At 68.4% G+C, this 11,331-nt stretch carries 14 protein-coding genes; 7 read left to right on the plus strand and 7 right to left on the minus strand.

Annotated features, from left to right (window positions below):
• Nucleotides 1–677, plus strand: a 677-nt coding sequence (locus tag GBZ26_RS20755; RefSeq protein WP_174440470.1) for a DMT family transporter, incomplete at its 5' end; no start/stop codon positions are given.
• A 4-nt stretch (nucleotides 678–681) separates the two neighbouring features.
• Here the strand turns inward: GBZ26_RS20755 and GBZ26_RS20760 are convergent.
• Nucleotides 682–1,122: a YkvA family protein gene (locus tag GBZ26_RS20760; protein WP_174440471.1), complete on the minus strand. Its 441-nt coding sequence runs from the start codon at nucleotides 1,120–1,122 to the stop codon at nucleotides 682–684.
• A 161-nt stretch (nucleotides 1,123–1,283) separates the two neighbouring features.
• Between GBZ26_RS20760 and GBZ26_RS20765 the strand changes: the two genes are divergently transcribed.
• The 3 genes from GBZ26_RS20765 (at nucleotide 1,284) to GBZ26_RS20775 (ending at nucleotide 4,023) form a co-directional block, all read left to right on the plus strand.
• On the plus strand, nucleotides 1,284–1,697 hold the full coding sequence (locus GBZ26_RS20765; RefSeq protein ID WP_211104872.1) for a rhodanese-like domain-containing protein: 414 nt from the start codon (nucleotides 1,284–1,286) through the stop codon (nucleotides 1,695–1,697).
• Between the two features lies 1 nt (nucleotide 1,698).
• Nucleotides 1,699–2,133: a VOC family protein gene (locus GBZ26_RS20770; RefSeq protein WP_174440472.1), complete on the plus strand. Its 435-nt coding sequence runs from the start codon at nucleotides 1,699–1,701 to the stop codon at nucleotides 2,131–2,133.
• Between the two features lie 219 nt (nucleotides 2,134–2,352).
• Complete coding sequence (locus GBZ26_RS20775) at nucleotides 2,353–4,023, plus strand: methyl-accepting chemotaxis protein (RefSeq protein ID WP_222069990.1); 1,671 nt, start codon at nucleotides 2,353–2,355, stop codon at nucleotides 4,021–4,023.
• Between the two features lie 78 nt (nucleotides 4,024–4,101).
• Here the strand turns inward: GBZ26_RS20775 and GBZ26_RS20780 are convergent, their stop codons facing one another.
• The 5 genes from GBZ26_RS20780 to GBZ26_RS20800 all read right to left on the minus strand — a co-directional run bounded on the left by GBZ26_RS20780 (nucleotide 4,102) and on the right by GBZ26_RS20800 (nucleotide 8,023).
• Nucleotides 4,102–5,337, minus strand: coding sequence for an argininosuccinate synthase (locus tag GBZ26_RS20780; RefSeq protein ID WP_035669763.1), 1,236 nt, complete (start codon nucleotides 5,335–5,337; stop codon nucleotides 4,102–4,104).
• A gap of 299 nt (nucleotides 5,338–5,636) precedes the next feature.
• Nucleotides 5,637–5,948: a hypothetical protein gene (locus GBZ26_RS20785; protein WP_174440474.1), complete on the minus strand. Its 312-nt coding sequence runs from the start codon at nucleotides 5,946–5,948 to the stop codon at nucleotides 5,637–5,639.
• Entirely contained in the window at nucleotides 5,948–6,184 is a 237-nt protein-coding gene (locus GBZ26_RS20790) for a DUF805 domain-containing protein (RefSeq protein WP_094301545.1), read from the minus strand. Before GBZ26_RS20790 ends, GBZ26_RS20785 begins: the two co-directional genes overlap by 1 nt.
• Nucleotides 6,185–6,211: 27 nt before the next feature.
• Nucleotides 6,212–7,381 carry a dual-specificity RNA methyltransferase RlmN gene (gene rlmN / locus GBZ26_RS20795; RefSeq protein WP_145683340.1) on the minus strand — a complete coding sequence of 390 codons (1,170 nt, stop codon included), beginning with the start codon at nucleotides 7,379–7,381 and terminating at the stop codon, nucleotides 6,212–6,214.
• A 78-nt stretch (nucleotides 7,382–7,459) separates the two neighbouring features.
• On the minus strand, nucleotides 7,460–8,023 hold the full coding sequence (locus tag GBZ26_RS20800) for an invasion associated locus B family protein (RefSeq protein WP_174440475.1): 564 nt from the start codon (nucleotides 8,021–8,023) through the stop codon (nucleotides 7,460–7,462).
• 416 nt (nucleotides 8,024–8,439) lie between these two features.
• On the opposite strand from GBZ26_RS20800, the gene GBZ26_RS20805 reads away from it, so the two are divergent.
• Nucleotides 8,440–9,015 (plus strand): sigma-70 family RNA polymerase sigma factor, encoded by a 576-nt coding sequence (locus tag GBZ26_RS20805; protein WP_174440476.1) that lies wholly within the window; start codon nucleotides 8,440–8,442, stop codon nucleotides 9,013–9,015.
• A complete protein-coding gene (locus GBZ26_RS20810; RefSeq protein WP_174440477.1) occupies nucleotides 9,012–9,698 on the plus strand; it encodes a ChrR family anti-sigma-E factor in 687 nt (228 codons plus the stop codon). The genes GBZ26_RS20805 and GBZ26_RS20810 overlap by 4 nt, the downstream gene beginning before the upstream one ends.
• A 28-nt stretch (nucleotides 9,699–9,726) precedes the next feature.
• Here GBZ26_RS20810 and GBZ26_RS20815 read toward each other — a convergent pair whose 3' ends face one another.
• The gene (locus GBZ26_RS20815) at nucleotides 9,727–10,311 is read right to left on the minus strand and encodes an RNA methyltransferase (RefSeq protein ID WP_174440478.1); all 585 of its coding nucleotides are present in this window, start codon (nucleotides 10,309–10,311) and stop codon (nucleotides 9,727–9,729) included.
• 122 nt (nucleotides 10,312–10,433) lie between these two features.
• On the opposite strand from GBZ26_RS20815, the gene GBZ26_RS20820 reads away from it, so the two are divergent.
• The coding region (locus GBZ26_RS20820) for an asparaginase (protein ID WP_174440479.1) at nucleotides 10,434–11,331 on the plus strand (898 nt) is incomplete at its 3' end.

Below are 11,331 nucleotides of genomic sequence, written 5' to 3' on the forward strand. Positions count from 1 at the left end.
TGTACGCCTCGCGCTCGGCGACCAGCTTGGTGGCGATGCTGTGCTGGTTCTACAGCGTCACCCACATGCCGCTGCCGGACGCCACGGCGCTCAGCTTCACCATTCCCCTGTTCGTCACCGCCGGGGCCGCGCTGTTCCTGAACGAGACGGTTCGGGCGCGGCGCTGGGCCGCCGTCCTGGTCGGGCTGGCCGGCGTGATGATCGTCGTCCGCCCCGGCGACACCACCCTGGACCCGGCGATCCTCGTCATGCTTCTGCATTGCGTCGCCGCCGCCGCCACGACGCTCCAGGTGCGGGCGCTGGCGACCTCCGACGGGGTGATGGTGGTGGTCGCCTACATGGGCCTGTTCCTGACCCCGATGGCGCTGGTGCCGGCCCTGTTCGTGTGGGAGTGGCCGAGCTGGACGGCGCTCGGCTGGCTCGTCCTGCTGGGCGGGGTGCTGACGCTCGGACAATTGGCGATGACCCGCGCCTTCAAGCTGGCGCCGGCCTCGGCGATGATGCCCTACGACTACGCCCGCCTGCCCTTCACCGCCCTGCTCGCCTGGCCGCTGTTCGGCGAGGCCATGGACCTCTGGGGCTGGGTCGGCGCCGGGGTGATCGCGGCTTCCGCCCTCTACACCGCGCATCGCGACGCGGCGCAGTCACGCGCCGAGCGGAGCGCGGCCAAGGCATAAGCCGTCAGCCGTTCCCGGCGGGCTTCATCCCGGAAGCATCATCCGGCGGGGGCTTCATCTGTTGCTCCTTGCGCAGGGCGGCGCGGGCGCGGTCCTCATGCTCCGGCTTCAGATTGCTCCGCACCGCATGGACGGCCGTAGCCAGCACCGCCGCATCGTCCGCGAAGCCGACCACGACCAGCCAGTCCGGGATCGAGTCCGCGGGCAGCACGAAATAGGCCAGCGCCGCCATCAGGATCGCCTTCGCCTTGAAGGGCGTCTGCGGGTCGGTGGCGCAGAAGAAGGCGGCCAGCGCCTGCTCCAGGAAGGGAATACGGTGCAGATTGGCGCGCAGCGTGTTCCAGAAGCGGCGGCGGACATAGCGCTCGTTCCGCTCCACGCGGACGGGATCGATGACGGCGGGCAAGGCAGCGGCTTCGGTGGGTCCGTCGGTGGCGATCGGCATGGCTTTCCCTGGGCTCCCCCTGCACCGGCCGCCCTTCCCGGTGGACCGGGCGGGGCGGCCTGTTGCACAGTTGCGTGGAGTGACAACAGCGCAGACACGCCAACGGTCCCGCCAAGGGTTCGACTACGGCCAAAGCGTCAAAATTGATGGAGGAAACCGCCATGCCGATGCAGAAGGGCTACAAGGAGTTGCTGGCCGAAGCGAACGCCCGCATCCAGACGATCACGCCCCAGGAGGCGCTGTCGCTGCACGGCGACCCCGATGTGGTCTTTGTGGACATCCGCGACCCGCGCGAATTGACGCGCGACGGCATGATCCCCGGCGCCTTCCCGGCCACCCGCGGCATGCTGGAGTTCTGGGTGGACCCGGACAGCCCCTATCACAAGCCGGTCTTCGCGTCGGGCAAGCGCTTCGTCTTCTACTGCGCCAGCGGCTGGCGCTCGGCGCTCGCCACCGACACCGTGCAATCGATGGGGCTGGAGAAGGTCTGCCACCTCGAAGGCGGCTTCAAGGGCTGGAAGGAGGCCGGGCTGCCCGTCGTCATGCCACCCGCCACGGAACGCAAGGAGGCCTGAGATGGAACAGCGAGTCAGCCTGATCACGCTGGGCGTCGCCGACCTTGCGCGCAGTCGCCGCTTCTACGAGGAGGGGTTGGGCTGGACCCCCTCCCCGGTCAGCCAGGACGCCATCACCTTCTACCAGCTTGGCGGCATCGCGCTCGCCCTGTTCGGGCGGGAGGCGCTGGCCGAGGACGCGCATCTGGCGGAGTCCGGCCCGACCTCGGGCTTCGGCGGCATCACGCTCGCCCACAACCTGAGCAGCAAGGCGGAGGTGGACGCGGTGATGGCCCAGGCCGAGCGGGCCGGCGGGCGCATCCTGAAGCCGGCGCAGGACGTCTTCTGGGGCGGCTACAGCGGCTACTTCGCCGACCCGGACGGCCATCCCTGGGAAGTCGCCTGGAACCCCTTCGCCGCGCTGGGCGAGGACGGGAGCTTCAAGCTGGAGGGATGACCGGGGCCTCGCCTTCTTGCAATTTCTGCTTGATGATAGGCCGGGACATTTGGCGCCGTTCGGAGCAGAACACCGTTATGACATCCATGGCGGTGTCGCTCAAAAACGAGAAATGTTACTTTTTGACAAAATATATTTTCGTTAAAATGTAGCCCAATATTAATATGTATCACCCACGATGCAATGATCTGCAACGTCAACGCATCGTGGAACGAGCCGATGTCTACGGTCAAAGCACGCCTTTTGGTTGCCCTCTCAGTTCTGTGCTTCTTTCTTTTCGCGATCGCGGCCACCGGCTGGCTGGCCCTGGGGCAGGCACACCGGGGCATGGAGACGGTGTTCAAGGACCGCGTCGTCCCGTTGCGTGACCTGAAGGTCGTCTCCGACATGTTCGCCGTCAACATCGTCGACACCACACACAAGGTGCGCGGCGGCGCCGAGACGTGGGAGGGCGGTCTCAAATCCATCGACGCCGCGCTCGGCGAGATCACGACGCGCTGGTCGGCCTTCACCGCCACCTCGATGAACGCCCGCGAAAAGGAACTGGCGAACGAGGCCGAGCGCCACATGGGCAAGGCGCGCGCCGCCGCGACGACCGCCCGCGCGCTGATGCAGGCCAGGGATCAGGCCGCGCTCGACGCCTTCGCGGTGTCCACCCTCTACCCCGGCATCGACCCGGTGGCGGCGGCCGTCGGAAAGCTGGTCGACCTGCAGTTGAAGGAGGCCGAGGCCGAGTATGGGCGGACCAACGCCGCTTACGACACCTCCCGCTGGATTCTGGGGATCGCGGTGCTGCTCGGCGTGCTGGCTGCGGCCTTTGCGGTGACGACGACGCTGTTCCGCGTGGTCGGCCCACTGCGCGCCATGGCCGAACTCATGCAGCGCCTCGCCAGGGGCGATCTCGGCATCACCGTCGACGGCACGGACCGGAAGGACGAGGTGGGCACGCTCGCCCGCTCGCTGGCCGTGTTCAAGGACTCCGCCGTCGCGAACCGCCGGATGGAGGAGGAGCAGCGCCAGGAGCAGGCCCGCAAGGAAGCCCGGCAGGCGCTCGTGGAAAACTACATCGTCGGCTTTGACAGCACGGTGCACGCGACGCTGAAGATGCTGGCCTCCGCCGCCACCGAGATGCGCGCCACCGCGGAGTCCATGTCGTCCACCGCCGAGGAGACCAGCCGGCAGGCCTCGACGGTCGCCGCCGCGTCGGAGCAGGCGACCACCAACGTCCAGGCGGTCGCCGGGGCCACCGAGGAGCTGTCCGCCTCCATCACCGAGATCGGCCGCCACGTCGCGACCTCCACCACCATCGCCGGCAACGCCGTGGAGGAGGCGGCCCGCACCGACCAGACGGTCCAGGGGCTGGCGGAGGCCGGTCAGAAGATCGGCGAGGTGGTCGGGCTCATCAAGGCCATCGCCGACCAGACCAACCTGCTGGCGCTCAACGCCACCATCGAGGCCGCCCGCGCCGGGGAGGCCGGCAAGGGCTTCGCCGTGGTGGCCTCGGAGGTCAAGTCGCTGGCCAACCAGACGGCCAGGGCGACCGAGGAGATCGCCACCCAGATCCAGACGATCCAGGGGGTGACCACCGAAACCGTCCGCGCCATCAAGACCATCGGCGGGACGATCGGCGAGATCAACGGCATCGCCACCACCATCGCCGCCGCGGTGGAGGAGCAGGGTGCTGCCACCGGAGAGATCGCCCGCAACGTCCAGCAGGCCGCCCACGGCACGACGGAGGTTTCGGGCAGCATCGTCCAGGTTCATCAGGCCGCGGTCGAGACCGGGTCGGCGGCCTCCCAGGTGCTGTCGTCGGCCGAGGAGCTCAGCCGGCAGGCGGAAACGCTCCGCCTGGAGGTCGAGCGCTTCCTCGTCAACATCCGGGCGGCGTGAGCGCCGCCCCACGGCCATTCCCAAAACGAAACGAGGGGGCCGAAGCCCCCTCGTTCCACATCCGGAATGGTCGCGCGCTTACTTGACGTTGGCGCGGGCCATGGCGCCCAGGCGCAGGCGGAGCGCGTTCAGCTTGATGAAGCCTTCCGCGTCCTTCTGGTTGTAGACGCTGTCTTCCTCGAACGTCACATAGTCCATGCGGTAGAGGCTGTTCGGCGACTTGCGGCCGACGACCGTGACGTTGCCCTTGAACAGCTTCAGGCGGACCACGCCGTTCACCGGCTCCTGGGTCTGGTCGATCAGCGCCTGGAGCGCCAGACGCTCCGGGCTGAACCAGTAGCCGCAGTAGATCAGCTCGGCGTAGCGCGGCATCAGCTCATCCTTCAGATGGCCGGCGCCGCGGTCGAGCGTGATGCTCTCCATCGCGCGGTGGGCGGCCAGCAGGATGGTGCCGCCCGGCGTCTCGTACACGCCGCGCGACTTCATGCCGACGTAGCGGTTCTCGACGAGGTCGAGGCGGCCGATGCCGTTCTCGCCGCCCAGGCGGTTCAGCTCGGTCAGCAGGGCCGCCGGGGACAGGGCCTTGCCGTCGATCGCCACGGCGTCGCCGCGCTTGAACTCGACCTCGACGTAGGTCGGGGTGTCCGGGGCCTTCTCCGGGGCGACGGAGCGGGTGTACATGTCCTCGAACGGCTCGACCCACGGGTCCTCCAGCGCCTTCCCCTCGTAGGAGATGTGCAGGAGGTTGGCGTCGGTCGAGTACGGGGCCTCGCCGCGCTTGTCCTTGGCGATCGGGATCTGGTTCTTCTCGGCGTAGTCGATCAGCCGGGTGCGGCTGTTCAGGTCCCACTCGCGCCACGGGGCGATGATCTTGATGTCCGGGCGGAGCGCGTAGTAGCCCAGCTCGAAGCGGACCTGGTCGTTGCCCTTGCCGGTGGCGCCGTGGGCCACGGCGTCGGCGCCGACCTGGTTGGCGATCTCGATCTGGCGCTTGGCGATCAGCGGCCGGGCGATCGAGGTGCCGAGCAGGTAGGTGCCCTCATAGAGGGTGTTGGCGCGGAACATCGGGAACACGAAGTCCCGCACGAATTCCTCGCGCAGGTCGTCGATGAAGATGTTTTCCGGCTTGATGCCCAGAAGCTCGGCCTTCTTGCGCGCCGGCTCCAGCTCCTCGCCCTGGCCGAGGTCGGCGGTGAAGGTCACCACCTCGCATTGATAGGTTTCCTGGAGCCACTTCAGGATCACCGAGGTGTCGAGGCCGCCCGAATAGGCGAGCACCACTTTCTTGATCTGTTTGCCGGACGCACCGCTCATGGGACTACTCACGCGGGTGGGGAAAAATATCGGTGCCGGACAGTAGCCCTACGACCGATGCGAATCAATCGGTCCCGCTCGGTCCCAAGGCAATCGCTCGAAGGGGACGCCGCCCGGTCGGGGGCAAGATCGACACGGATTTCACGGATTTGAACACGGATTGCACGGACTTTCCCGTTCCAGCCGCGAGCCGGACTCATCGGGCCGATCGGCTCCGTGAAATCCGGTCGTGATCCGTGAAATCCGTGTCGATCTTGCCCGCGTCTTCAGCGCTTGGCATTCGGGCGACCGCCCTACGCTCAGTCCGTCCCGGCGTCGGCCGCAACGGTGCTCTCCGCGGCGGGGCGGGCGGGCGCCCGGTCCACGAAGGGCCAGCGGATGTAGGCGTAGAGCCACATCGCCAGGATGTCCGCCCCGTTGATCAGCAGGACCAGCGCCCACAGCGGGCTGCGCCCGCCCTTGGCCAGCACCCAGCCGCCGAAGATCAGCTTCAGCATCAGCAGGATCGCCATGACGAGGTTCGCCGTCCACGGGTCGGTGGACATGATCGCCGCCCAGGGCTGCCAGTAGACGGCGTTGAGCAGGGCGACGACGGACTCGAGCATCTCCATCACGCGGCCCTCCGCGCCTTGCGCGGCCGCGCCGGCCCGTCGACCAGGACGCGCGCCGGCCAGCGCCGCATCGTCAGCAGCCCCAGCACGCCGACCAGCCCGATCACCGGCACGAAGATCACCAGCGCCCACCAGGGCGAGAAGCCCGCCCGGCGGAAGATGCGCATCAGCGGCCAGACCGCCGCGGCGTTGAACAGGAACAGGATCAGGCCGGGATCGACGGCGAACTCAGGCACGGAGCACTCCCAGGAATAGATCCGGCCTTATCCGGCCAGCGCCGCGTCCTTCTCGGCCAGCACCTTCTCGATGGCGGCGCGGTCGGCGGCGGACAGGCGGACGGACGCGCTCTTCAACTGGCCGCAGGCGGCCATGATGTCCTCGCCGCGGGTGGTGCGGACGGGGCTGGCGTAGCCGGCGTTGTTGACGATGTCGCCGAAGACCTGGATCGCCCGGTCGGTCGAACGCTCGTAGGGGGCGCCCGGCCAGGGGTTGAAGGGGATCAGGTTGATCTTCGACGGGATGCCTTCCAGCAACTTGACCAGGGCGCGGGCGTCCGCCGGGCTGTCGTTGACGCCCTTCAGCATCACGTATTCGAAGGTGATGCGCCGCGCGTTGTTCAGGCCGGGGTAATTGCGACAGGCGTCCATCAGCTCCTTCAACGGGTATTTCCGGTTGATCGGCATGATGATGTCGCGCAGCTCGTCGGTCACGGCGTGCAGGCTGACGGCGAGGTTGACGTTCAGCTCCTCGCCGCAGCGCTTCATGGCCGGGACGACGCCGGAGGTCGAGAGCGTGATGCGGCGCTTCGAGATCGAGATCCCGTCGCCGTCCATGACGATCTTCAGCGCCTTGGCGACATTCTCGTAGTTAAAGAGCGGCTCCCCCATCCCCATCATGACGATGTTGGAGATCATCCGCCCGTCCGGCGGCGCCGGCCATTCGCCGAGCGCGTCGCGGGCCAGCATGACCTGCGCCACGATCTCCGAGGCGTCGAGGTTGCGCACCAGACGCTGCGTGCCGGTGTGGCAGAAGCGGCAGGTCAGCGTGCAGCCGACCTGCGAGGAGACGCAGAGCGTGCCGCGGTCCTCCTCGGGGATGTGGACGCTCTCCACCTCCTGTCCGTCGGGCATCCGCAGCAGCCACTTGCGCGTGCCGTCCACCGACTTCAGGTCGCGCACGACCGTCGGGCGGGCCACGGCGTAGCTCTCCGCCAGCTTCTCGCGCACCGGCTTGGCGAGCGTGGTCATCACCGCGAAGTCGGTCGCTCCGCGGTGGTAGATCCAGTGCCAGAGCTGGCGGGCCCGGAATTTCTCCAGGCCGACGGACAGCATTTCGGCTTCCAGCTCGTCGCGGGACAGGCCGACAAGGTTCTTGCGCCCGTCAGCGTCGGTCGCCGGCAGGGCAAAGGCAGCAGCATGGTTGGAGGCGCTCATGGCCCCCTAAATAGGGCCACGAGCGTCCGGAGTCAAAAGACGAAACGCGGGACGGCCAAGTGAAACGGGCAGCGCTGCTCAGCGCTTCACGCCGCAGGCCTGGTTGATGGCGTCGTAAGCCTGGGCGAAGCCGTCGGTGCCGTAGGTGTCGGTGGTCTTCGTGCCGCGGGCCGAAACACCCTTCACCACCATGGACTTGCCCTTTGCGTCGCGCATCGCGGCGGTGACGGCCTTGTCGGTGTCGGCGTCGCGCGCCCAGGCGGTCTCGCCGTCGGTGAACAGCTTGAAGGACTTGCCGGCCACATCCACCGTGGACTCGCTGTCCTTCTTGAGGGGGTAGCCGACGACGACGCTGACGACGTCCAGAGCCTTCTCCGCCGGGCGGTGGGTCACCAGCACATAGATGTCCCCGCGCTTGGCCGCGGCGGGTTCCTTCTTCTTGGGCTGGCTGGACATGTAGCAGACCTTGTGCCCGCCCTCGTCGAAGGCGAAGGCGTTCCAGTCCTTGAAGGTCCCCAGCAGGCGCGGGTCGGCGGCGGCGGCCGTGGTGACCGTGCCCATGGTAACGGCGGCGGCGAGAATCGGACCGGCCAGAAGCAGAGCGGCGCCGGCGGTGCGACGGATGGTGCGGATGGGCAACATCGGTTGGCGAAGGCTCGAATGGTTTCACGGACGGGTTCGGGAATGGGTCGGACCCTACCCCAATTCGGTGAGGCTTTCCAGGGCCGCCGCCCCATCCCGGCGGCGAAGTCACGGGTTGTTCCGACGGGGGGTCCTGCAATCGATCGCTCGATTTCGTATCGAAACCCAGTGATCCGATGGGCAACGGGGCGCGTAGAAGGCCCATCGAACCTCCAGTCCAACGCCCGACGGAACGCCGCAGACAACCCATGACACCCTTGGCCGCCCGAGCAGACGACTCTGCACAGGACACGGGGGAGCGCCAAACACGCTTTGCAGCGAGGCGCTCCGCGCACCATGTGTTGCGGGGCTTGCCATCTTGCGCAAAGCCCATGCGCGCAGAGACGGTGCCCCCGAAGACGTGCCCGAAGACGTGGATGCAGGATCTTGGTTCCCCAGCCGCCGGCACCGACCGGACCTTCGAAGAACTGCTGACCGCGGTCGGGCGGGACCGCGACCGCGCGGCCTTCGCGGCGCTGTTCGGCCATTTCGCCCCGCGGCTGAAGGCCTATCTGCGCCGCCAGGGATGCGACGCGGGCGGTGCGGAGGAGTTGGTGCAGGACGTGATGCTGTTGGTGTGGCGCCGCGCGGAAATCTATGACCCGACCCAGGCGTCCGCCGCCACCTGGGTGTTCACCATCGCCCGCAACCGGCGGATCGACGCGCTGCGGCGGGAACAGCGACCCGAGATCGACCCCGCCGACCCCACGCTGGTGCCCGACCCGATGGAGAGCGCCGACGACGGGGTGGCGGCGCAGGAGACCGCGGGACGGCTGCGGGCCGCGCTGAGGACCCTGCCGCCGGAGCAGGCCGACCTGCTGCGCCTGGCCTATTTCGAGGACAAGCCGCACAGCCTGATCTCCGCCGAACAGGGCATTCCGCTGGGCACCGTCAAGTCGCGCCTGCGGCTGGCCATGGAACGGCTGCGCAAGGCCATGAGGGACTCCCGATGACCGTGCCCACCCACCATCCCGGCGACACCCTGCTGATCGACTATGCCGGCGGCGCTCTGGGCGAGGCGGCGTCGCTGATCGTGGCGACCCATCTGGCGCTGTGCCCCTGCTGCCGCCTGAACGTCGCCGAGATGGAGGCGGTCGGCGGCGCCCTGCTGGAGAGCATCGAGCCCGAGGAGGTCGACCCCGCCTGCCTGGAGACGGTGCTGGCCCGGCTGGACGACCTGCCGGCCCTGCCCCGCGTGCCCCGGCCGAAACTGGTCTGCCAGCCGGCCGAAGTGCCGCTGCTGCCCGAACCGCTGCGCCGCTACGTCGGCAACGACCTGTCGCGCCTGCCCTGGAAGCGGCTGATGCGCGGCATGGACTGCTACGACATCCCGCTGGGGTCCGGCTCCGGCTACGACTCCGAACGCCGCGGCAAGGCCCGGCTGATGCGGCTGGCGAGCGGCGTCGGGCCGCCCCACCACACCCACCGGGGAATCGAGCTGACGCTGGTGCTGGACGGCGGCTTCACCGACGATCTGGGCCAGTTCGCCCGCGGCGACCTGTCCGTCGCCGACGACTCCGTGCGCCACCGCCCGGTGGCCGACGAGGAGGGCTGCCTGTGTCTGGCGGTGACCGACGCGCCGCTTCATTTCACCGGCGCGCTGGGACTGATCCTCAATCCGTTCGTGAAGTTCTGAGCCGGATCATCCGTCGCCGCGGACGACATCATTCGTCGTCGCGGACGATCACCGGCTTCTGGATGCCGCGCATGCGACGACGGCGTTCCGGGTTGCGCATGATCTGGCGGCCGTGCTGGTGATCGCGCAGCGGCTCGGTCGGGCCGCCGACGCGCACCGGGCGTTCGGCGAAGCGGCCCAGGCTGATCATCCGGTCGTACATGACCAATGCGCCGGCCACACCGACGTTGATGCAGAACTTCATCGGGATCTTCACCGTGAAGTCGCAGCGCTCCAGCAGCGGTTCGGACAGGCTGCCGCGCTCCGGCCCCAGCACATAGGCGGCGCGGGTCGGGTGGCGGAAGCTGGGCAGTTCCACCGCGTCCTCGGTCAGTTCCACGCCCACGAGCTGGCAGTCCTTGGGCAGGGCGAGATCGGCGACCCGGTCGTAGACGTAGAGCGGCAGATGCTCCGCGGCACCCGAAGTATCGACGATGCGGGCCTCGTGCAGGTCGGGTTCCGGGTCGATGGCGAAGAAGAAGGAGGCGCCGAAGGCGTGGGCGGAGCGCATCAGGTTGCCGACATTGCCCGGCTTGCTGATCCGCTCCACCCCGATGGCGAAATATCCACGCATGGCTTGCACAATCACTCGTCGTTCCGATCATCCGTAATTCCGGCCCGCGCAGGGCGTGATCCGGCGGATTCGATGGTGCGACACCTTGCCTCGCGCTCCGGAGAGAGGCAAGCTCTCCACCCATGAGCCACGACCATTCCTCCTGCTGCGGCGGCCACGGTGACCACCACGGCCACGCCGATCATCACACCCCCGCCGAGGGGCACGCCGACCTGTCCGGACCGCCGGAGGCGCCGATCCTCGTCGAGGTGACGCGCGGCGGCATGGTGGAATCCGTCCATCGCGGGCGCGCCTGCATCGTTGATTCCGACGGTCGCGTGCTGGCCCAGTGGGGCGACATCCAGGCGCCGGTCTACCCGCGCTCCGCCATCAAGGCCATCCAGGCGATCCCGCTGGTCGAGACGGGCGCGCTCGACGCCTACGAGCTGGGCGACCAGGAGCTGGCGCTGGCCTGCTCCTCCCACCATGGCGAGATCCGCCACACCCGCATCGCGGAGGCCTGGATCAAGCGCATCGGCCTGACCGTGAAGGATTACGAGTGCGGGGCGCATCTGCCGACCGACACCGAGACCGCCCACGAGATGATCCGCCACGGCGAGACGCCGACCGCCTTCCACAACAACTGCTCCGGCAAGCACGCCGGTTTCCTGACCACCGCCCTGCACAAGGGCGAGCCGACCAAGGGCTATGTCCGCTTCGACCACCCGGTGCAGCAGCGCATCCTGGGCGTGATGGAGCAGATGACCGGCCAGGATCTGTCGCAGGCCCCCTGGGGCGTCGACGGCTGCGCCATCCCGACCATCGGCATCCCGCTGGGCGCCATCGCCTACGCCATGGCTCGCATCGGCGACCCCAAGGATCTCCCCGACTCCCGCGCCGAGGCGGTGGCCCGCATCCGCCGCGCCTGGCGGTCGCACCCGCACCTGATCGCCGGCAAGGACAGCTTCGACACCGGCATGATGCAGGCGGCGGGCGGTCTGGTGCTGGTCAAGGCTCTTTTACACATCCGACGGTGCCGAC

It is taken from the genome of Azospirillum formosense, assembly GCF_013340925.1.
In the GTDB taxonomy this organism is placed as follows: Bacteria; Pseudomonadota; Alphaproteobacteria; order Azospirillales; family Azospirillaceae; genus Azospirillum; species Azospirillum formosense.